Genomic DNA, 22,737 nt, shown 5'->3' with positions numbered 1-22,737 from the left:
TTTGCGCCATCTGGTAGAGGCTCTCTCTTAGTGAGTGGGCGTTTGAAGACCCCGTGAACAGGGGTTCAATAAGCATTTATCTCAGCGCCTGTAGTAGTGAGCACGCTCTTTTATATTCAATACAAAACCACTTGCGGAAGCAAGATAGCACTATCCCCTAGCAGCTTAGGATACTTTTAGAGGATTAACTGTGTTAATTGATGTGCTTCTGCATGGAGTGTTTTATTGCCATGTCGTACATGTAGAAAATAAATATCCATGACAGCTTTGAAACGGTGAACCATTTCTTGGTAAATTCGCAATGCAATATGTGAGGAATCTTTATAGCAATGATGCAAAATACCTTCAAAATCATAAACAATACACACTTGTTGTAGTCTATTGGCAAACGCCCATTCCAGCGCACGCAAGCACGCCATTAATTCAGCACCTACATTTTGTAAATCATTAAAATGCTCATCGTAAACATAACCAAAATCTCGATAAACCGGCTCACTATTATGGGTAGAATAGACAATAATACCATATGTACCTTTATCTTTTTTAAAGCTACCGTCAATATAAATAACCATTTGCTCCACTCTATCCTGTTGCTCTTGCTCTACAGTTGCTATTTTTACAGGAGCTGTTAGTGCTTTTTGCGTCTTTTTCTTCTTTTGCTGTTTGGCAAATGAATTCAGCCATTTTTGTGCCTGCTGCTCATTCACACATTTTTTCCCACGCATCCCCTTCTTACCAAACACCTTGTCTATAAATTCCTCTTTCGAATAAACGATACCCGTAAAAACTGAACCATATATTGCATATACGCAAGCATTATTTGACGCTGAAGGTTGTTGCCGTTCCTTTGGGGAAACAAAGCTCTCTACCCAATCACGAGCCTCCTGCTCTAACGTAAACCTCTTACCATACATCCCTTTCTTCCCAGTAACATGTGCTTTAAATTCTTTGTGAGAATCGACAACCCCCTTGAACGCTGGACCCCAAATACCATAATAAACACTTTTCTTCTTTGCCACTCAAACACCGCTTTCTGTCTTGTCACTATAGGGTTTATTATAACATCATATAATCGCTAACAAGAAATTCCTCTTCATTGAATTTGCATCTACTATTAGAAAAAAGCTACACTACTTCACACTCTATCAAAAGCATTAACATTTTTATTCAGACAAAAAGAACTGTCCATCTCTTAGTCATCACTAAGTTTAGGGCAGTTCTGTGTGGTTATTTTTGCATAAACATTTGTGTCCAGTAGTTGCCATCCTGTACATACCCTACACCGATATGTGTGTAGCTTTTGTTGAGAATATTGGCGCGGTGTCCCTCACTATTCATCCAAGCCGTTACAACTTCCTGTGCGGAGCGTTGACCTTTTGCGATATTTTCACCAGCAGATTTATACGTAATACCGAAGTTTTTCATCATTGTAAAAGGTGTACCGTACGTTGGGCTTGTATGGTCAAAGTAATTTTTATCGTGCATATCTTGCGACTTATATTTAGCTACCCTTGATAGCTCCCAGTCCTCTTGTAATGCTGAAAGACCTATCTTTGCCCGTTCTGCATTGACAAGTTTAACAACCTCCTGCTCAACACTTGCCTGTTCCTTTACAGGGATATGAATGTTTTGCCCTGGTTCGATTTGATTTGGATTAGCAAGCTGAGGATTCGCCTCAATTAGCTCTTGAACACCCGTTTCTGTTTTCAACGCTATTTTCCAAAGTGTGTCACCCGATACCACTGTATAAGATTCGGCTGCCCTTGCCGCTACTGGTACTAATAATGAAGTTGCCATTACTGAAGCTAGTGCCGCTTTTTTTATTTTTTTCAACATATTCATCATCCTTCCTATTTGCTCTACCATTATCGTAAATAGTTTCAGAGCCATAATCATTACAAAATATTTGGAAGGATTTTTACAATTGTATGACAAGCATGCAATATGAGTAGCCAAAGCCCTTTATCACGCTATTTTTATCATTTACCTTGTCATCAAGTTGCAATCTGTTTGTAATTGGCATACATTACTAATAAATTCAGGCTTAAAATTTTCATAATATATCCTATTTTGCTAATTGCTTACGTTGCATTCGATAAATTAAGAGAATATAGAGGCAGTCATAAAAGAGGGTTGCCACAGAAATAATGGTAATTAATGGCGTACGGAAGAAGAGATAGAAGCCGACTGCGGCAAATAATGTACCCACCATCTTACACACTGCAATCCCCATTGATTGACCAGCTAAATTCCCTCTTCGCAATAATAAAGCAATAAATAATCCTGACATCATAAGGTTTTGGAAGAATGCTGCGTACTTCCCTTCGAAATCTTGAAACTCATAGACTATGCCTAAAATGATCAGCATGCTGAAAATCAAGGTGATCAAAAAGGAGAAATACAATAGCTTTTTAGAAAGCATCCTTCGATATTCATTTGGGGCATAGCGCAAAAATTGCATCAAAATAAAGATATCCAATACGAGCCAAATCAGTGTAATATAACGTTGAAGATCATTTTGCGGGTAGAAAAAGGCAAAGATAAATTCCCATGAAATATTGGCACAAATAGCGACCATAGGCATGCCATAGCTTTTATCTTGCCATCCTTTATAAATAACAAGTATATATGTAAATATCCAAAAAAGACCCATGCCTACTTGGCAAATTAATAATATGTCTAGTTCACTCAACGTTCACTCTCTCCCCTCTATAGCATTCCTCCTACTATATGTGAGGAAATCGATTCATTATGTCTAAAAGTTTGATAGACGGGTAAAGGAGTAGCTAAATATTAAATGACTGCAACCTATACATTCCATAAGTAATCCTATATAGTAATACGAGGTGATTGAATGAAAACAAAAATTTATGTAGATAATGAGCAATTTATTGCAGGTACTACCTTAAAAGATGAGATGGAACTAGAGCACAATAATATGGCTTTGCATAGTTGTGAGAGTGTTCAAAATATTATTGAAAACCGTCAACAACTAGCAACTGCCCTACATTGTGATCTACAGGATTTTGTCTGTACGGAACAAACACATAGTGCCAACTTTCATCGTGTTGTAGCGGCTGATAAAGGGCGCGGTGCTCTACACATGGATAGCGCGATTAAAAATGCTGATGCTCTCTATACGCTAGAGCCACATATTTTATTATGTAGCTTTACAGCCGATTGTGTGCCAGTTATATTTTATCATGCTGTTACAGGGCTGATTGGTGTTATTCATTCGGGCTGGCAAGGAACCGTGAAAGAAATTACACCTAAGCTATTTCACCATCTACTGACAGAAGAGCATTGTCGCCCAGAGGATTTCCATGTGCAAATTGGTATGGCACTTAGTCAGCAAAAATTTGAAGTAGATGCAGATGTCTATGAAAAGTTTCATCAGCTTGGCTATGCAGAGAACTTTATGTATTACAACGCAGCAACCAATAAATATCATATTGATAATCAACAAACCGTCAAGAAGCAATGTGAGCTTGCTGGCATTCCAACTGAGCACATCCAAATCGATACAACCTGCACCTTTCTTAGCCCAGATGGCTTCTCCTATCGTCAAGACAAACAGGCAGGTAGACATTTAAGCTTTATTATGCGAAAAGCTTAACACAGCAAAAGCGCTATTCCAGTGTTGTACGCAACAAAAGGAATAGCGTTTCTTTGTTATTGTAATGATGTCTGCTCCTGTAATTTGGCAGCGAAATATTTGCGTGCATCTGCTGTTAAAATTTGCAGCACTGCAACCTCTTCTTGCTGTGCAAATTCCACAAACATTCCGCTTAAATTTTCGTAAACATCGTTAATTTTATAGCCCTTATCTAAATACTGATCTATTTTTCGGATCTCCTCCGTGCTTTGCTGGAATTCAGACATATACCATCACCTTTCTTACGTTTAAAATGTCTTGACTAGTCAACACCTTTTACTTCTAACAGAGGGTCTTGCGGCTCTAACAGTTCATCTTCTGCTGGTAGTTGCTGACCAAATAATTCATCCAAATTCTGCCCCGCAGTAATGCCTAAATACTTGGCATCATTTAGCTCCTCTAGCTCAGCCTGCGGATACTTTTTAAACCACCAATACTTCGCTAATAGATAATAAACAAATGCCCCTACAAAGAATCCTACTAATGAAGAATAGGTGGAAAAAATATTAGCGACAGTCCCGCCAATTACCCAAGCGAGTAAGCCCGCGAGATTAAAGCCTTTATAATACTTAAATTGTCCATTTAGATCATAAAGATCCTTAACATGTACGCGACGTTTACGAATTAAATAATAATCAGCAAATAAAATCCCAACAATTGCTGTTAAAATCCCACCAATAATTAATAACACATTGACCATTACATCAAATAAGCTCCAAGGCTGTGCCAAAATACCAATAAGTCCAGCAATAACAACCCCTACCCAAAACGGAACTTTCGGCCCACCAATATTCGAGAAAATCGTCGCTGCTGGTACAACATTCGCTGAGGTGTTTGTCGACCACTGTGCTAGCACAATCATTAACAATAGAATCCCTAAAATAAAGCCGCTTGCACTTTGCTGTAAAGCATTGATGGGATCAGCCGATGCAACAGCCATATAGCAAATAGCGCCGATTGTGACAATAAATGTATTGGTAATAGGCATCACAATTAATGAGCCAACAAGCTGTGTTTTATTACGCTTAAACCAATTACGCTCATTTTTCGGTGCTTTAAAGAAGCGGGATAGTGATGGCATATCTGCTGCCAATGTTGCCCAAAAGCCCATATTTGCCATAACCACTACCATAAATGCCGTAAAAGCAGCTAAGTCTGTTGTTGGGGCTTCCACCCACGTCCAAATATTTTTGCCCTGCACTGTTGCTGTATCGGCAAGCGTATAATACATCCAGCAAGAAATTAGAATAATGATCGGTGCGGCTAAATCAGCAAAGCGTTCAATCGATTTAATGCCTAGTGATGTATTAAAAAGCTGAAGTGCTGCAAAGACAAGGAAACAGATAAACCAATTATTAAAGTTAAACAATAAATTTAAAATACCGTTAATGGCTAATGCTCCAAAATATGTGTTAAGACCAAACCAACAAGCAGCCGTAACGCCACGCACCAGAGAAGGGATATGTGTACCAAATATGCCAAATGGTGCACGCATATAGACAGGGAAGGATAGCCCATGCTCGATCCCTATATCACCAATTAACGTCATAAAAATACCGATTAAACAAGAGCCTACTAACGTCGCTAAAATCACCATTGGCAGGGGTAAATGAATAATTGCTGAGCCACCGATAGCAAAGGCAGCTAACACAATCGCCATTCCTATCCAAATCACTGCAAAACCAAATGTTCCAATATTTCTTTGTTGATGTGTCACTGGAAGTAAATCTGGGGATTTTAAATAATTCCCTTCACGTTCCATAATGTTTCGCTCCTTTTATGCCAATTTCCGTGACAACTTACCTTGAAGCTACGTCTTCCCTCACCTAAAAAGCAAAGGGAAGGTGGAATTTCGATTTTACCCTGCATTAACAGGCAGTCATTTATCTATATTAAAGTAAGGTGGCAAATATAAGATCTTCATTTTCAAGCTTTAGATAGAGGAATAGCTGTCTGTAAATACCCGAATGGTAAAAATTTTTGCGCAAAAACGAAGTGACAGCGGCAGATACAGCAATCAGTGAGGAGAGAGCCTCACTGATGAAAGGTTTACTTTATAAAAGAATATTTATTTTGATAGACTACTAATTAATGTTTGGCGTTCATTCCATGTCATTGGCGGAATTGTCGATGGACGTTCAACCATTGAAATAGCACCATCGACAGGGCAAACAATGGAGCATAAATTACAGCCTACACAGTCTTCCTCGCGAACCTTTAGCATTGGGCGACCATCCTCCGTATAAAGATCAATACATTGATGGGATGTATCCTCACAAGCTATATGGCATTTATTGCAATTAATACAAATATCATTATTAATTTCTGCGACAATTTTATAATTTAAATCTAAATCGCCCCAGTTTGAATACCTTGGCACAGAACGACCAACCAAGTCCATAACCGATGCTAAGCCTTTATCATCTAAATAATTATTTAAGCCATCGATCATATCCTCCACAATACTAAAGCCATGATGCATCGCTGCTGTACATACCTGTACACCTGTCGCACCCATTAAAATAAATTCCGCAGCATCTTGCCAATTGGAGATGCCACCAATGCCCGAAATTGGTACATTGACTAATGGATTACGGGCACATTCCGCGACCATGTTCAGTGCAATTGGTTTAACTGCTGGACCACAATAGCCCCCATGCGCTCCTTTTCCAGCCACATGTGGTACTGTATTCCAAGAATCTAAATCAACACCAGCTAAACTGTTAATCGTATTAATCATACTCACAGCATCTGCGCCACCTCGTGTTGCCGCTTCCGCCGTCACGGTAATATCCGTAATGTTGGGCGTTAGTTTAACAATAACAGGTGTACGCGCCGCTTCCTTTACCCAGTACGTTTGTTTTTCCACCAATTCAGGGACTTGACCAGAGGCAGAACCCATGCCTCGTTCTGCCATCCCATGTGGACAACCAAAGTTAAGCTCAAGACCATCAACCCCCACATCTTCTACTCGTTTTACAATTTCATGCCATTTTTCCTGCTTTGGCTCCACCATTAACGAGGCAATAATTGCGTGATTAGGAAATTTCTTTTTCGTCTCATAAATTTCTTGTAAGTTCACTTCTAATGGTCGGTCCGTAATTAATTCAATATTATTAAAGCCCGCCACACGTTGGCCATTATAGCTAACTGCTGCAAAACGGGATGACACATTTAAAATTGGTTCTCCTAACGTTTTCCATACAGCGCCACCCCAGCCTGCTTCAAATGCACGCTGTACTTGATAGCCTGAATTCGTTGGTGGAGCAGATGCTAGCCAAAATGGATTCGGTGATTTGATGCCCGCTAAATTAATGCGTAAGTCTGCCATATAAGTTCCCCCTCTATCCCGATTGGTGAAACTAACAATCAGTGGAGGATAAAGAAAACCCCTACTGATTGAAGGTTCACTTTATGCAATCTCACTTGGTTTTCTTAAACATTCATGAATCTTATATGCTGCATCTTTTCCTTGCTGTACAGCGGTCACTACCATCGCTTCACCCTGTCCATTACCAAAGACAACATCTCCACATGCAAATACTTTGTCATTGGACGTTTGCATTGTTGTCTCATCAATGTCTACGACACCATTTGTATGAGCTAAACCAAAGGCTTCAATTAACGATACGAAACGAGTTTGCCCAATGGCTTTAATAACAGCATCCACTTCAATGATAAAATTGGAGCCCTTTACTTCTTCTGGGCGTTGTCGACCATCAGGACCCGCCTCACCAAGCTTCATTTTCACACATTCAATGCCTGTCACCTTTCCTGCTTCATTGCCGATAATTTTCTTTGGTGCTGTTAGCCATTTAAATTCCACGCCGTCCTGCTTGGCAAATTCATACTCAAATTTGTATGCCGTCATTTCTTTTTGTGTTCTGCGATAAAGAATTTGTACATTGTCTGCTCCTAAGCGTACCGCACTTGTAGCACCGTCAATAGCCGTATTTCCAGCACCGATTACAGCTACTCGTTTCCCTACAATATCATTTGTAAGCGGTCCCATTTTTGTTTTTCGAATAAATTCAATGGCATCATGTACCCCTTCTAAATCTTCCCCATCAATGCCCAGATTCGGGACAGCACCCATGCCGACAGCTAAAATAACACTGTCATAGTGTGCCAAAATTTCAGCAGCAGAAATATCCACACCTACAGCTGTATTCGTTTGTATATCCACACCAAGCTGTTCAATCTGCTCTACTTCCCAATCTACGACATCATTTGGCAATCGGAACGCTACAATTCCATAGCTTCCTAAGCCCCCAGCCTTCGCTTCAGCCTCATAGATCGTTACTTGGTAGCCTAAGCGACTGAGTTCACGTGCTGCTGACAAACCAGCAGGACCTGCCCCAACAATGGCTACTTTCTGACCATTATATGACCCTGGTTTAAATAGCTGAGCATTGGTTTCCATTGCCCAATCCGTTGCATAACGTTGTAACTCGCCAATTTTAATTGGCTTTGTTGAAGAATTTAAGACACACGCTCCTTCGCACAGTTCTTCAGTTGGACAAACTCTTGCACAGCTTGCACCAATTGGGTTTGCTTCTAATATAGTCGTAGCAGAACCCTTCATATTACCAGATGCAATTTTTTTTATGAAATTTGGTATTTGAATACTTGTTGGACAGGCTTTAATACATGGTGCATCATAGCAATACAGACAACGATTGGCTTCCTCAATTGCCTCATTTTTCGTCATCTTGGCTTTCAATTCCATAAAATTATGTCTAAGCTGTATGGTCATCGCATTTTCTTGAATCGGAACCATTGCCATACCCCCTCAGTTGTTCATTTTTTCCGTCCCCTTATTAACTAGACCGATTGCTTTGTTCTCCAGTCAAAACAATCAGTCCTATTCTGTAGGAAGCTAAATATTTAGTGCTTCCGCCGCTACTGTTTTTAATGGACGTTTAATATATCGTCCACTGCCAAGTACCCCTACAAATTCTTTATTTTTAATGACATATTCCCCACGTACGAGTACACTAACAGGCTCACCTGTTACCTCCCAGCCTTCATATGGGTTATAGTCCACATTCATATGATGTGTTTTAGCCGAAATTTGGCGCTGTGCCTCTGGGTCAAAAATGACGATATCAGCATCTGAACCAATTGCAATCGTTCCTTTTTGCGGGAATAAGCCAAATATTTTTGCGGCACTAGTAGAGATCATATCAACAAATTCATTGATGGAAATTCTACCTTTTGCCACGCCCTCTGAGTATAAAATACTGAAGCGGTCTTCAATGAATGGTCCGCCATTTGGAATTTTCGAGAAATCATTTAAGCCTAGCTGCTTTTTACCCTTAAAGCTAAAGGAGCATTGGTCTGAGCCGATTGTCTGAAGCTGTTTCGCCTTTAAGGCATTCCATAAATGTTCCTGATGATATTTAGGACGAAGTGGAGGTGACCAAACATATTTGGCTCCCTCAAAGCCTGGCTGCGCTAATGCTGATTGATCGAGCGTTAAATATGGTGGGCAAGTTTCACCAAAGACATCATAGCCCTTTTCACGAGCAGCAATAATTTCATCTACCGCCTCTTTACATGTCACATGCACCACATAGAGCTTTGCACCAGCTATATGCGCTAATTCAATAGCACGCTTTGTTGCCTCTCCCTCTAATTCCGCTGGACGAGTTAGTGCATGATAGATCGGTTCCTTATGTCCAGCACGTCTTGCCTCCTCTACTAGCTCATCAATAACAGAGCCATTTTCACAATGGACCATCACTAGCGCACCAAGATCCTTAGCGATTTTAAAGGCTTTAAATAGTGTACGATCTGTCGCTTGGAATTCTTTTGCATAAGCCATGAAGACCTTAACCGAAGTAATGCCCTCTTGCTCCAATAATTGCGGTAATTCAGCTTCGATTTCAGGTGTTAAATCACCAATCATCAAGTGGAAGCCATAGTCAATAGCAGACTTTCCTTGTGCCTTGTCATGCCATTTTTCTAACGCTGTCGATAATTTTTCTTCCCCTGCTGTTAAACAAAAATCTAAAATAGTCGTTGTCCCACCAAAAGCCGCTGCAATGGTGCCTGACTTCCAATCATCATCTGTCACCGTATTATTGAATGGCATGTCTAAATGCGTATGGGGATCAATGCCACCAGGTAATACGTACTTGCCTGTAGCATCAATAATTTCAGCGCCAGCATCCGTTAAATTTCGGCCAATTTGAACAATTTTACCGTTATCAATTAAAATATCTGCCTCAAATACATCAGCAGCTGTTGCTACTCGTCCACCTTTAATGATTTTTTTCATTATGCCTCTCACCCTTCATCACAAAATTAGAGAATGCTTGATAGTTAATGCAGTGTATATGTTTCGCCCATACTAAACTTCGTTTGTAGCGTTAACACCGTTTCTAGTAAAATATCTGCGCCCTTTGCACAATCTTCAAAGGCTGTTTCCTCTTCTTCACAATGACTCTTCCCTTGAATACTTGGCACAAAAATCATCGCGGAAGGAACCATACTTGCCATATACTGTGCATCATGTCCAGCGCCACTAAACATACGATGAGATGAATAGCCAAAACTTTGACAAGCTCTTTCTACTTCATTGCAAATCGCACTATCAAAATACACGGTATCTCTGCCCCATAACTTGACAGGCTGAATATGGCATCCGCCTGCTGTCTCAGGAAGCGCATTGAGAATATCCTCAACCTGTTGCATGACCTCTGGTTTTTGATGACGTGAATCAATTGTAAATGTCACCTTATTAGGGATAACGGTATGAATATTCGGGGAAACATTCATACGACCAAAAGTAAAAACAAGCTGTTCGTCAATTTTTCCCAATTGTTCATATAGCTCTTTAAGGATGGTCGATGCCACAATCATCGGGTCTTTACGCATTGACATTGGGGTTGTACCTGCATGGTTTGATTGCCCTGTAATGGTTATTTCATAGCACACCATGCCGAGCACACCTTCCACCACACCAATGTCACATTGTTTTGCCTCTAGTACAGGACCTTGTTCAATATGCAATTCAAGATAGGCAAGCGCTTCGGTTAGGCGGTTTTCCTTTTTCCCCTTATAGCCACTTGCTTGTAGTGCCTCTCGAAAGCTCATCCCATTTTTATCCGTAGATTGTAGCATTTTGTCTTTATCAAATTTTGCGGTAATTACACCTGAGCTCATCATAGCAGGGTCAAAACGTGCTCCTTCTTCATTCGTGAAATTGATAATCGTGAGTGGGATATCTATTTCAATATCATTTTCCTTAATTGCTTGAATCGCCTCGATCGCTGTTAGTACACCTAACACTCCATCAAACTTTCCACCTTTTTCAACTGAATCTAAATGAGACCCCATAACAATTGGTGGCACATTCTTTTTCCCAGGAAGAGTCGCATAAATATTACCCATATCGTCCACCTGAATGTCCATTCCTAACGCTTTGCAACACTCACAAAAATAGTTTCTTGCTAATACATCCTCATTTGAAAGAGACAAACGTGTGACGCCACCATTGCCAGTAGCTCCAAATTGACTAAATTGTTCAATTAACGCTTGCAATCGTCTACTATTACATTTATACATATGCCAGTCCTCTCTTTCACAGTAGTTATTAAACATTCTAAAATAGCTAGAAGTTGTGAGATATGGATAGAAAACTAAAAAAATATATGCAACTGCACATTCTATATGGTAAGTTATGTTCATAATAAGGGAGGGGAAATATGGGGACGATTCGTAAAATGGTAGAGGGAGTTCAATTCCCAATGCTCACATTAATCGCTGGACATAGTGGTACGTATCGCAGAGTTACTGGTATTAATGTTGTGGAAAGCAGTGATTTAATCATGTTTTGTAGACCTAATGAATTGGTCGTCACAACAGGCATCAATTTAGATGCACAGCGAGATTCCTTAGAACAGCTTGTCAAACAAGCGCACACAAAAAAAGTAGCTGGCTTTATTATTAATACAGGACCATTCATTCCTACTATTCCAGAAGCCGTCATCTCTTTTGCTAATCAATATGATTTCCCTATTTTTCAAATGCCATGGAATTATCGTATTGCCGATTTATTAAAAACAACCTTTCAATTTATTTCCAGCCATCATCAAGAGCTTTCCATCGAGGAAAAGGCGCTGTTCAATCTACTATTTCAGGACAAGCCAAACACTCATGCAATAAAAGAGCAATTGGCACAGCTAGGATTTCCTCAAGGGAGAGAATTAGCGATCATTACCTGCACAACGATCGATGCACAAGCAACCATCGACCGCTATGAAATCATGATTCAATTCGCTTTGCAAAATCGATATCAACGCTTCTTAAAATTAAAGCATAAAAATCATCTTATTTTTTTAATCGATAAAGCACAAATCATTACACCAAATACGCCCTTTTCCAAGATTGTGGAAGAAATTTACGAAAGAAATATATCAAAAAATGGTTACTTAGATATCATTATTGGTAAAGGTAATTTTCATAAAGAGCTTGAAAATATTCGTAACAGCTATGAAGAATCATTAGCTGTTATTCATTTAGCACAGCTGCATAATAATCGATATTTATATAAATATAAAGAAATAGGCGTTTATAAAATTATTATGGCGATACAAAATCAGTCTTTAATGAAGAGTTTTCGGCAAGATATGTTAGAGCGACTTTATCGTTATGACGAATTACACAACACAGATTACGTACCCTTTTTACGCATATTTGTTGAGGAAAATGGCAGTACAAGCAGAATTAGTGAACGTCAGTTTATTCATCGTAATACCGTTCTTTATAAAATAAAAAAAATCGAAATGCTTTTAGATATGGATTTAAGCAATCCATTTACAAAGACAAGCTTGTATATGGCCTTTTTAATAGAGGATGTTTTAACGCATCAATAGCATTGCTCTTGATAACTACCATTACATGCTCCACTCGCAACTTTAGCCTTTTATGAAATTTCCTTTCTCACGCCGGGTCATTTTCAAAATGGAAAAAACTGATGAGCCCATATGGTCATCAGTTTTTTTAACTTACTTATGCTGGGAATCTTTATTCTCAACCTTTTTCACCTTTTTCTCGGTTACTTCGGTGAAATCCGCCTCCTCGCCAGCCTCCATACCATAGCTAGGATTTTGGTCTATTCGAGTATGTGTTTCCACTTCATCCTCGTCTTCAAAACGCTTGGCAATAATCGGTATGGCAAGCAAGCCTGCAATACCCACAAGTGCATAAATGATTCGAGATAATACTGCTGTTTGTCCACCAAACAAATACGCCACCAAGTCAAATCTAAAGAATCCAATAAGTCCCCAGTTGATAGCACCAATAATGACTAATACTAAAGCAAATCTATACAATGCGCTCATTCGTACACCTCCTTTATCATCAATGCTCCACACGACTTTTTTCCGCATGGAGAGGTTATAAAAAGCGAATAAATTGCCCATTATAACGGTTTTATTTTTTGCAATCAGCACTTTTTTATACCTTGTATGATTGCGATAAAGGAGAGATATACTACATTAATTAGTCAGTTTACTTATCTTTTCACGATGTGATTGCTCATGCTGAAGCAGCCATTCTTTACGCCACATGCCACCGCCATAGCCTGTTAATGTACCATTTGAGCCGATAATACGATGGCAAGGAACGACAATGCTGATATTATTTTTGCCATTCGCACTGCCCACAGCTCTTACTGCCTTTTCATTGTTGATGGCAATGGCAATATCTTTGTAGGAGGCTGTCTTACCATAGGGAATATGTGGTAAGGCATGCCACACCGCTTGTTGAAAGTTGGTTCCTTCAAATTGATACGGAAATGTAAATTCAAAACGTTCGCCTAAAAAGTATTCATGCAGTTGTTCGTAGCATGCTAGCATCACTTGTGGCGTTTCTTGCTGCGGCATATGTGCAAGCTGCTCTCGTTCCGAAAAATTAATACCATAAATAGCCGTGTCTGTACCCTCAATTTCAATTATGCCAATTGGTGATTGATAATCTAGTTTATATTGCTTCATATAGTGACCTCCATAAATAAAAGGTGGCATATGCCTGCCAGCCCTCCCATTGTTTTGCATAATCATTTATTTTCTCAATTGTTGGTTTTTGCGCTAACGATAATTGTATTTTTAAAGCATTGTGTAAGCCAACATCTGCTAATGGAAAGGCAGAGGGCTCCTGTAAGCAGGTCATTAGTACATAATCAGCAGTCCATGCACCAATTCCACGAATCGCCATTAAATGCTGTTTCATCGCTATATAATCGCCCTGCTGCCGCAGTACATCTTTTGTTAACTCACCATTTGCTATGCTTTTAGCAATCGCTATTGTATATTCAGCCTTTCTTTGTGAAAATTGTAGCTTTCGTAAATCCTCCACCTGCATTTCAGCTATTTTGGCAGGCGTAGGAAATAGCCAATAGCTTTCACCCTCCACATAGAGTTGCTCACCAAAGGTTTCTACAAAGCGCCGTTTTAATGTATAAGCAAATGATAAATTAATTTGTTGTCCAATAATTGCCCAAACAAGCGCCTCAAATAAACAAGGAATCCCTATTAATCGTAATCCTCTATATTTTTCCACAAGAGGTTGGAGGATTTTATCTTGTTCCGCCATCTTGTAAAAGCTTTGTAAATCTCTTGTTAAATCAAACCATTCCACTAGATAGTGGACAATTTTTTCTTTTTCATTCGCTGTAGGCTGGTACATAGGAAATTCAATCTTGATCGCCGTTGCTTGCTCGCTTATTTTGCATAAAATAGGCTGTTCTTCTATTTTAACTAATTTATAGAGTGTGTCATCCTTGATTCGGTAGAGAATTTCTTGATCCGTGCGATGAAAGAATTTTAAACACGCTGGAAAGCTAAAATCATTTGGCTTGGAAATCTTTATATAATCTGCATGATCAATCCACTTCATAGCACCATCTTCTCCTTCTGGCGATACTCAGTAGGTGAGCAATTTTTCAACCGTCGAAAGACTTTATAAAAGTTGGAGGGGCTTTGAAACCCCACCTCATAGCAAATTTCAAGATTTGTATAGGCTGTGTGCTTTAGCAAATAAGCAGCCTTATCAATTCTGATTTTTTCTAAGTACATACGAGGTGTTTCAGCCGTTTCTTGTTTAAATAACCGTTCGAGATAAAAGGGGCTAATACCAATATGCTCCGCTATATCCTGTAATGTTAGTTTGTGCTTATATTCGTTAATTAAAAAAGCTGTTACATTTTTAATTAATTGCGTATGGGGAGAATGCTCAATTTCAGGCTGACATCGTTTACATGCTCGATAGCCCGCCTCCTCTACTTGTTGTATAGTCCGATAAAATTCAACATTTATTTTTTTAGGCTTTCTTGATTTGCATGAAGGGCGACAATAAATTTTAGTCGTTTTCACGGCTGTATAAAATAGCCCGTCATAGGTTTTATCACAGACTATAATTTTTTCCCACATCTCATCAAAAGATAAATTCACTGGATTATTCACTAATAGCTCACCCCGTTTTTTTGACTACTCATATAAACAGAAAGTAGCTCGGCTCTCTAGTAATTGTGCAGCATTTTTTGTTAAATGTGCAATGATTTTGTCTGAAAGTGCATGGCCAAAGCCAAAGTGTTTACACCTAATGCTTTTAACTGTTGATAATTTGTTAGATGGGTATATCCCATATCTTGTGATGCCCTTTATTTCATAGGCATCTGTTAACCCAGGTATAAATATGCTGCTTGCACCACTTTCAACATAAGCCTTTGCCCTCGTTAACGTTTCCTCATAAGGCTGCTCTAATTGAAAATAAGTATCCGTTCGGGCATTGATAAAGAAATTTTTATAGCCATGATTGTCAAGTGTAGCCCTTATATTTGCTAGTAGCTGACAATGCTCTTTCACATTTCTTAAGCCTGGTTGATGTTTAAAGGCGTCTTCAATATTGATGCCGGCTACACCTGTATCTGTTGTTCTTGACACATTCCCAATAATACTTTGTGCATCATGTCCATATCCTCCTTCGATCTCTGCTGATATGGATATGCTCACATAGTCTCCAATGGATTGAATACTCGCTAAATGCCGATGAAAATCAATAAGTTCACCATCTGCATAGCCAAGTGAAGTAGCAATTCACCAGTCTGTCGTGTCAATTGCCTGAAAGCCTACCTTTTCTAATATGGAAGTGGATAATACATCCCACGCATTCCCTATAAAGAATAGCTCTTGCGTAGAATGTAAGTCATTGAATATCTGAATTTTTGTCATTGAAAAGCCTCTACACTGTTTGATTGACCTTATCTTATCAGGAAATATCCACTGATTTCGTCCTCAATCTTGCTGTTATGGTCTATGTAAAAAGAAACCCCTTCTAGCTGCTGCTAAAAGGGATTCTTTTTATTGTTGCCAATGATTAAGCTCTTTTAATAATTCAGGTAGCTGTAACTTCCTTACGTCAATTGGCGGTAATGCCCTGATAAATTCCTTGCCATACGATTTGGTTGTAATACGGCGGTCTAGCACAATAAAGGCTCCTTTATCCTGTGAGGAGCGAATTAAGCGACCAAAGCCTTGCTTAAATCGCATAATGGCTTCTGGTAAGGACAGCTCTGCAAAGGAATTACGACCTTGTGCTGTTAAATACTTTGCTCTTGCCTTAAAAACAGGCTCTTCTGGTGAGGAAAATGGCAGGCGTACCACAATGACAGAGGCAAGTGCATCACCTGGTACATCCACACCCTCCCAAAAGCTATTTGTGCCAAAAAGCACAGCATGGCTAAACTTTTGGAATGATTTTAGAATACGCATACGGCTGCCGCCTGTTACCCCTTGTGCAAATAGCATATAATCATCGAGCAGCTCACTATCTTGAATGAGCTCGACTGTTTTTCGCAGCATATCCTGTGCTGTAAAGAGCACAAAGCAACGACCCTCTGTCATTCGCACTGTTCGTGTAATCGCATGAGCAACTGCCTCGATATATTCTTCCTGACTAACATGCTGGATTTCTGGCATATCTGTGACAATATACGCCTTTGCACCTGCATAATAGGCTGGCGGTGCTTGTAGCTTCATTACTTCTACATCACTCGCAATGCCTAACTGACGGGTTACAAAACGCTCATTGCCTGGCACCGTTAATGTTCCTGATGTCCAAACAATACTTGCCTGCTTGCGTATTGGTGCTAATACTTGGTCAATAATAGCTGTCACATTGATAGGTTTTTTAAACACTTGGAGACTACCAGGAATACTACGTACGTCAAATTCCAGCCACACTGAATTGCCATCCTGTGCTGATAGGAAGATATCCTCCCATTCAGCAATTTTTATTTTTAATTCGCGTATCCAATAATGCCATTCCGTGACAATATAGTGATCATTTTTATCTAATTGCTCAATGTTATTTTCAAAAGCTCTGCCTGCCTCCACTGCAAGATCAAGCCATTGCTGTGCTAATTTGCTAACATGCATAAATGGTTCTTTGGCTAATGCCGCTTCTTCTAAAAATAAGGTGCGTTTACTAGTTGTCTGTTTTCCTTTTGACAGCTGCTGCATCTTTTTCAAAGCTTGGTGGACTGTGTGATCAAATGCCCGCTGTAAGCGTATAAACTGGGCAGCTAGCTGTTGAAGGCTTTGCATGGACACACGTTGCTTATTCTTGGCTGCTGCACTAAATTGGTGAAACAGGGCTGTATCTTCCATTGTCCCAATTTGCCCCAGTATATATTTCCATTGTGTATAGGAGAACACAATTTCATCCTGCTGCATAGCAGCTTGAATAAATTGATGAGCCTCATCAATCACCCAACCATCAATTTGCGTAAAGATTGGTGTTTGACGCACTAAATCACTTAAAACCATTGCATGATTTGTTACAATACAGTCGGCAGCCGCACTATTTTGTAAGGCCTGTTCATAAAAATCAAAGCTTTTAGGTGGTTTGTTAGTTGGTATTTTTCGGATTTTTTCTAAAAATAGCTGTCCACCACCTGAAACATTTAACTCGCTTAACACACCTGTACCTGTCTTCGTTAACCAAACAAGGATTTGCAAAATGGTTAATGTATCATCATAGGATTCATCTGCATAAGCCATACATTGCTCAAAGCGCTCAAGGTCAATATAGTGCTGCATCCCTTTTAATACAGTAATATTGACCTTTGTGCCAAGAATTTTTTCAATCTTCGGTAGCTCCTCCTCCACAAGCTGCTCTTGTAGATAGGAGGTATACGTACTAATCGCTATTTTTTTATTCATAGCACGCGCATATAAAATAGCAGGAAGTAAATACCCTACGGTTTTGCCAATCCCTGTTGAGGCTTCAATCACGCACTCTTTTTGCTCATGTAAAGCCTGCCATATTGTATCCATCATCATAAATTGGGCAGGGCGCTCCTCAAAATTAGGCAACGCTTTTGTCATAAGGGCTATCTTGTCTGTTGTAGTTTGAGGATAGACAATAGCCTCTTCCAGATTGGTATGCAGCTTGCGTCCATTACAAATCGCCAAATGATGATAATAATGCACATGTTCATTCGTTGTGACATGTTGGCGTTTAATTTGCAGTGCCTCAAAAAATAACTGAGAAATATTTGATTTCAAGCGAAACGAGCGTTTATGCATCTGCTCTAGTGTTAGCTGCGGCAGACTTAATAGCTCCTTCCAACAGCGTTTAAATAGCTCTGCTGTCGCACGTGCATCATCATCTGCGCGATGGGCATTCGCCAGCTCTATGTGTAATTCTGCTGCTAAATCACCTAATTTAAAACTAAGGGACATTGGAAATAAAATTTTGGCTAGCTCCACCGTGTCCATTTTTTTGCCCTGCCATTTTGACAAGCCCGCTCGTTTAAACTCTGCCTGTAAAAAGGATAAGTCAAAATCTGCATTATGTGCGACAAATACACAATCAGCCAGCAGCTCATATATGGTGTCGGCATGTGCCTCAAAAGGTAAGGCATCTGCTACATCCTTATTTGTTATATGTGTTAAATCCTGAATAAAGGACGGGATCGCCTTACCAGGATCAATAAATCTCGTATAGGTACGCTCAATTTCCCAATCCTTCATAATGACAATGGCAATTTGAATCATCCTGTCACCATTTGCTGGTGAATGACCAGTTGTCTCCAAATCTACAATTGCATATTTTTGACTTTCCATCATACATCTCAACTCACAGTTCACATTAGATAGATGAATTTTATCATATATTTGGTTTAGCAGCATCCTTTCATACCATCTAGCAATCTTCTAAAAAATAAAAGCCGCAATCTTCGAGAATAGCTCTCATCCAATTGCGGTTTTTACGTCATGAGTTGAATGTCTTATTGCTGTTGGGCAATATCAACAATACGTCCTTCTGTCGTTGTTTTGATTTCTTTTAGTGATAGTAATTGCTCCTGTAGGTTTTCCCAGTCAGATAAACCTAAATCTGTTACACGGCCTTCCTCGTATGCTTTAGCAAACATATCAAAGCCATCTCCGCCCTTAGCAGTAAAGGCATTTGTTGCGACTGTGTAAGTTTTAGCATCCTCTACTGCTACATACTCGCCTGTTGCTTGATCTAAATACTCAATTGATACAACACGTGAGCCTACTTCTTGTGAAGAATCGTATTGTACTTTTGCGCCTGCAACGTGTAAGAAGCCACCATTTTCTTCTGGTGCATTTTTTACAGATACTTCAAATGCAGCTTTTAATTCTGCACCTGTTGCATCCATTAATGCTAATGTATTGCCAAATGGCAATACCGCAATAACTTGACCAACTGTAATATTACCTGCTGGAATAGATGTACGGATACCGCCGCCATTTTGTAATGCCATCACAACGGCTTTATCTGTATATTGTTGTGCTTTTGCCAGCATACCATCTGTAATAATATTGCCTAATGCTGTTTCATTGCTACGCACACTTTCCAAGCTACCTTCACCTGCACGTGGACTAGCTAATTCTTCTGTTAATGTGACACCAATCTCTTTATTGTTTACGGCATCCACTTGCTCTTTATAAGGTGCTAATAATTTTACTAATGCTTCATCTTCCGCTACTTTTCCAAGGTCAATTAGTTCACCATCGTACTCCGTAACAACACCATTTTCATCAAATGTAACATCAAGCGTACCTAAATATTTTACATACTCATTTGCTTGAACAATTAATGTTGCCTCTTTCGCTTCTCCTACTGTGTTGGTATCCACAATAAATGGTTCGTCTAATTTTGTATGGTCGTGACCACCAACAATTACATCAATACCTGGTACATTTTTGGCTAATAAAATATCATTATCAACATTTGGATTATCGTTATAGCCAATATGTGTTAGGGCGATAATTTTATTGACACCCATACCTTCAAAGGCCGTGACCGCTTTTTTCGCTTCTTCAATATAATTAGAGAATGTTACTTTCCCTGGAGATGCAATATCTTTCGTTTCTTCTGTTGTTAAGCCGAAAATCCCTACTTTTTCACCATCAATTTCCTTGACAATCCCTGAATAGATTTTGCCATTTTCAGGTTCACTTGACACTAAATCTGTAAAGAGACCCGTGAATGTATCATCTGCTGAGAAATCTACATTGGCACCAACGAATGGGAATTTAGCACCTTTTACAAAATCTGCAAGTGCCTTATGTCCTTCAGGTGAAGAGCCTAAATCAAATTCATGGTTACCAAACACCATCGCATCGAAGCCAATTTCATTTAATAACGCTAAGTCTGCTTGACCTTGAAATTCATTGAAATATAATGTACCGCTAAATGCATCACCAGCATGCAATGTAAGAACATTTTCTTTTGCCGCACGTTGTTCTTTTACAGCTGTTGCTAATTTCGGTAATTGATCTGCACGAGCATGTGTATCATTGACATGTAAAACAGATAATGTAAATCCATCTTCTGTTGGTGTTTCAGGCGTTTCTGGCACTTCAGGTGTTTCTATCCCTGATTTTGTTAGCGCTTCTGCAATGAATGTTGCAAGCTGACCACGTGTTACACTATCGTTTTCTGCATAGCCTTTCGCACTCTCTAACACTGGTAATGCTGGAATAGAACCTAGAATTTTTGCTAAATTACCATGTGTAATTGTTTGATTTGGACGGAATGTGTCATCCTCATAGCCTGAAATAACGTCCAATGCTGCAAGTGCTGCAATAGAGCCATAGTATGGGCTTGATACATCAACATCTGTAAAATTTGGATTCTCGATAGTTTTTGTATCTAGCTGGAGTGCGCCTGCAATCATTTTCGCAGCTTGTCCACGTGTGACTTTTGTTTCCGGTTTAAATGTACCATCTGGGTATCCATTGACAATACCTGCTGCGTAGAGTGTGGCAATGCCTTCATAATGGGCATAGTCTTCCTTGACATCTGAAAAAGGGCTTGCTGCTGATGCTGGTGCTACTGCCACTGCTGCTACGGCCAATACCGCTGCAGTTGCTGTGTAAAATCTGTTTCGTTTGTTTGTCATTGCAACTGATACCTCCATTAATCAATTAAGTTATATCTTACAACTAAATTTTACATAAATATGATACAAAATACTAGAAGATTCGTATTTTTATCAAATATATTTTATAAATACGATAACGTGTCTAAAAACTCAGATTCGTTGGGTTAAACTCAATAAAATTACATTATAAATATAAAATCCAATTATTTAAAAATATAGTAGATTAATAGAGTAAAATTTAGTAAAATAAATGAAAAAGAGTTAATTATATGGTAAAAAGAAATTTTTTCTCAGCATTTATCTTAGGATGTTTAATCATTGGGTATTGTAGCAGTACATTTGCAAGCCATGATACAGCTCACATATTAAAAGGTCAATTTAGGCAAGGCGCTAGTTCGTTAACTTATTGGTTAGATTCAAGTGTCAACTCATACGGTATGCAAAGCCATTTTCAACATGCGTTTACCAACTGGAATAATTCATCTTCTAAAGTAAATATGTCAGCATCTACAAATGCAAGTTCAGACATAAAAGTTTATGTTGGTAGTAATAACTTGCCAGTAGGTTATGCAGGATTGACTGAGATGTATTATTTAAATATATTGGGGACCGCAGTTTTAATTAGTCCAAATAATGTAATAAATGGTACGCTTTTTGATAGAGTTACTATTAGAATTGACGATACACAAAGAATAGCTTTGGGTTATACTGGTTGGGATAAAGTTGTTAAGCTAACTGGACATGAAATTGGACATGCATTAAGTATGCATCATTTTGAAAACAATCCAGCCCACAGTAATCAGAACTCATGGATGTATTCAGGTAGTCAGACAAATTCTGCTTACCCGTCTAGTGATGATGTTAGCCATCTGCGATATAAATGGGGGAATTAAATAATGAAAAATAACAAGAGAATGTATGGGCTGGTAATCATCCTGTCTATAGTGATCGTAGCTTATATTGTAGCAGACTTAAATAGAGTGAAAACCATTCATCTTGAGAGTGGGATGATGAAAACATATGAAAATTATGAAGAAAGAATGGAAGGAAGCGATCTTGTCGTTACAGCCCAACTGATCGGGAAGCCTGAAAATATCTTAACGCCTTTTGACGGGTTTCCTGACGGTTATCATTTAAGTACTATCAAAATAGTAAATGTCATCAAAGGGGATCCAAAATTAGAAAATACGGAAATCGAAATTAGAGAGCCTTATTATATAATGGAGAATGGTTTGGAGCCTGGGATTACGGAAGTATATTATGGGCATTATACAAAACTACAATCCGATTCAACCTATGTTTTATTTTTAGGTTGGGTGGAGGCATGGAATCAATATGGCATTAGCTCTGCCCATCAAGGGAAATTTAATATAGATCAAATGGATAAGGCAGAAGAAGATATGCAGAGGAAGGATAAGGGAACGACTAACTTAAAGGAAGATATTTTCAGTAAACTACCTATTGAAAAGCTGAACTAAGCCTATTAGTAAAGACCTGTAAATCTATTTATCTTGATTCAGTGGAAGATCACTTCCTCTGTAGGGAAGGATGAATGCCTATTTTCACCTCTGCTCAGTGGGTGACGAGACACCCACTGAATCAAGATAAAAGCCCTGGCGGATGTACCTGACGCTAGCGCTTTCGGTACAAAAAA

The 22,737-nt window shown here is 39.1% G+C and carries 21 protein-coding genes; 4 read left to right on the top strand and 17 right to left on the bottom strand.

Annotation, left to right across the window (positions count from 1 at the left end):
• Positions 1-176: 176 nt before the first annotated feature.
• The 3 genes from MHB44_RS08320 to MHB44_RS08310 form a co-directional block, all read right to left on the bottom strand.
• Complete coding sequence (locus MHB44_RS08320; protein WP_341302347.1) at positions 177-1,019, bottom strand: hypothetical protein; 843 nt, start codon at positions 1,017-1,019, stop codon at positions 177-179.
• Positions 1,020-1,227: 208 nt separating this feature from the next.
• Positions 1,228-1,836 carry a CAP domain-containing protein gene (locus tag MHB44_RS08315; RefSeq protein WP_341302346.1) on the bottom strand — a complete coding sequence of 203 codons (609 nt, stop codon included), beginning with the start codon at positions 1,834-1,836 and terminating at the stop codon, positions 1,228-1,230.
• Between the two features lie 229 nt (positions 1,837-2,065).
• Positions 2,066-2,692 (bottom strand): hypothetical protein, encoded by a 627-nt coding sequence (locus MHB44_RS08310; RefSeq protein ID WP_341302345.1) that lies wholly within the window; start codon positions 2,690-2,692, stop codon positions 2,066-2,068.
• 162 nt (positions 2,693-2,854) lie between these two features.
• On the opposite strand from MHB44_RS08310, the gene pgeF reads away from it, so the two are divergent.
• Positions 2,855-3,616 carry a peptidoglycan editing factor PgeF gene (pgeF, locus tag MHB44_RS08305; protein ID WP_341302344.1) on the top strand — a complete coding sequence of 254 codons (762 nt, stop codon included), beginning with the start codon at positions 2,855-2,857 and terminating at the stop codon, positions 3,614-3,616.
• A gap of 56 nt (positions 3,617-3,672) precedes the next feature.
• On the opposite strand, the gene MHB44_RS08300 is transcribed toward pgeF, so the two are convergent.
• The 6 genes from MHB44_RS08300 to MHB44_RS08275 form a co-directional block, all read right to left on the bottom strand.
• A complete protein-coding gene (locus MHB44_RS08300; RefSeq protein WP_341302343.1) occupies positions 3,673-3,882 on the bottom strand; it encodes a hypothetical protein in 210 nt (69 codons plus the stop codon).
• A gap of 35 nt (positions 3,883-3,917) precedes the next feature.
• Positions 3,918-5,417, bottom strand: a complete 1,500-nt coding sequence (locus MHB44_RS08295) for an NCS1 family transporter (protein WP_341302342.1) — start codon at positions 5,415-5,417, stop codon at positions 3,918-3,920.
• Positions 5,418-5,723: 306 nt separating this feature from the next.
• Positions 5,724-6,986, bottom strand: a complete 1,263-nt coding sequence (gene preA, locus MHB44_RS08290; RefSeq protein WP_341302341.1) for an NAD-dependent dihydropyrimidine dehydrogenase subunit PreA — start codon at positions 6,984-6,986, stop codon at positions 5,724-5,726.
• A gap of 81 nt (positions 6,987-7,067) precedes the next feature.
• Positions 7,068-8,435: an NAD(P)-dependent oxidoreductase gene (locus MHB44_RS08285; protein ID WP_341302340.1), complete on the bottom strand. Its 1,368-nt coding sequence runs from the start codon at positions 8,433-8,435 to the stop codon at positions 7,068-7,070.
• A 99-nt stretch (positions 8,436-8,534) separates the two neighbouring features.
• Positions 8,535-9,938 (bottom strand): dihydropyrimidinase, encoded by a 1,404-nt coding sequence (gene hydA / locus MHB44_RS08280; protein ID WP_341302339.1) that lies wholly within the window; start codon positions 9,936-9,938, stop codon positions 8,535-8,537.
• 44 nt (positions 9,939-9,982) lie between these two features.
• The gene (locus MHB44_RS08275; RefSeq protein ID WP_341302338.1) at positions 9,983-11,227 is read right to left on the bottom strand and encodes a Zn-dependent hydrolase; all 1,245 of its coding nucleotides are present in this window, start codon (positions 11,225-11,227) and stop codon (positions 9,983-9,985) included.
• 140 nt (positions 11,228-11,367) lie between these two features.
• Here MHB44_RS08275 and MHB44_RS08270 point away from each other — a divergent pair, with 140 nt between their 5' ends.
• Positions 11,368-12,537 carry a PucR family transcriptional regulator gene (locus MHB44_RS08270; RefSeq protein ID WP_341302337.1) on the top strand — a complete coding sequence of 390 codons (1,170 nt, stop codon included), beginning with the start codon at positions 11,368-11,370 and terminating at the stop codon, positions 12,535-12,537.
• A gap of 132 nt (positions 12,538-12,669) precedes the next feature.
• Here MHB44_RS08270 and MHB44_RS08265 read toward each other — a convergent pair whose 3' ends face one another.
• The 8 genes from MHB44_RS08265 to MHB44_RS08230 form a co-directional block, all read right to left on the bottom strand.
• Positions 12,670-13,005 (bottom strand): DUF378 domain-containing protein, encoded by a 336-nt coding sequence (locus tag MHB44_RS08265; RefSeq protein ID WP_341302336.1) that lies wholly within the window; start codon positions 13,003-13,005, stop codon positions 12,670-12,672.
• A 156-nt stretch (positions 13,006-13,161) separates the two neighbouring features.
• Entirely contained in the window at positions 13,162-13,659 is a 498-nt protein-coding gene (locus MHB44_RS08260; protein ID WP_341302335.1) for a methylated-DNA--[protein]-cysteine S-methyltransferase, read from the bottom strand.
• The gene (locus MHB44_RS08255; RefSeq protein WP_341302334.1) at positions 13,646-14,560 is read right to left on the bottom strand and encodes a DNA-3-methyladenine glycosylase 2; all 915 of its coding nucleotides are present in this window, start codon (positions 14,558-14,560) and stop codon (positions 13,646-13,648) included. The genes MHB44_RS08260 and MHB44_RS08255 overlap by 14 nt, the downstream gene beginning before the upstream one ends.
• Positions 14,557-15,126: an Ada metal-binding domain-containing protein gene (locus MHB44_RS08250; protein WP_341302333.1), complete on the bottom strand. Its 570-nt coding sequence runs from the start codon at positions 15,124-15,126 to the stop codon at positions 14,557-14,559. The genes MHB44_RS08255 and MHB44_RS08250 overlap by 4 nt, the downstream gene beginning before the upstream one ends.
• A gap of 24 nt (positions 15,127-15,150) precedes the next feature.
• Positions 15,151-15,759, bottom strand: coding sequence for an isocitrate lyase/phosphoenolpyruvate mutase family protein (locus tag MHB44_RS08245; RefSeq protein WP_341302944.1), 609 nt, complete (start codon positions 15,757-15,759; stop codon positions 15,151-15,153).
• Positions 15,760-15,894 (bottom strand): isocitrate lyase/phosphoenolpyruvate mutase family protein, encoded by a 135-nt coding sequence (locus MHB44_RS08240; RefSeq protein ID WP_341302332.1) that lies wholly within the window; start codon positions 15,892-15,894, stop codon positions 15,760-15,762. It abuts the gene before it with no gap.
• A 129-nt stretch (positions 15,895-16,023) separates the two neighbouring features.
• Positions 16,024-18,795: an ATP-dependent DNA helicase DinG gene (dinG, locus tag MHB44_RS08235; protein WP_341302331.1), complete on the bottom strand. Its 2,772-nt coding sequence runs from the start codon at positions 18,793-18,795 to the stop codon at positions 16,024-16,026.
• A gap of 161 nt (positions 18,796-18,956) precedes the next feature.
• Complete coding sequence (locus MHB44_RS08230; protein ID WP_341302330.1) at positions 18,957-21,101, bottom strand: 5'-nucleotidase C-terminal domain-containing protein; 2,145 nt, start codon at positions 21,099-21,101, stop codon at positions 18,957-18,959.
• A gap of 251 nt (positions 21,102-21,352) precedes the next feature.
• Between MHB44_RS08230 and MHB44_RS08225 the strand changes: the two genes are divergently transcribed.
• Both MHB44_RS08225 and MHB44_RS08220 read left to right on the top strand, forming a co-directional pair.
• On the top strand, positions 21,353-21,976 hold the full coding sequence (locus tag MHB44_RS08225; protein ID WP_341302329.1) for a hypothetical protein: 624 nt from the start codon (positions 21,353-21,355) through the stop codon (positions 21,974-21,976).
• 3 nt (positions 21,977-21,979) lie between these two features.
• A complete protein-coding gene (locus tag MHB44_RS08220) occupies positions 21,980-22,561 on the top strand; it encodes a hypothetical protein (protein ID WP_341302328.1) in 582 nt (193 codons plus the stop codon).
• Positions 22,562-22,737: the final 176 nt, after the last annotated feature.

The sequence above is a fragment of the Lysinibacillus sp. FSL H8-0500 genome, from assembly GCF_038051955.1.
In the GTDB taxonomy this organism is placed as follows: domain Bacteria; phylum Bacillota; class Bacilli; order Bacillales_A; family Planococcaceae; genus Lysinibacillus; species Lysinibacillus macroides.
Note: the sequence above shows the minus strand (reverse complement) of the source record. Positions and strands in the feature narration are given on the sequence as shown.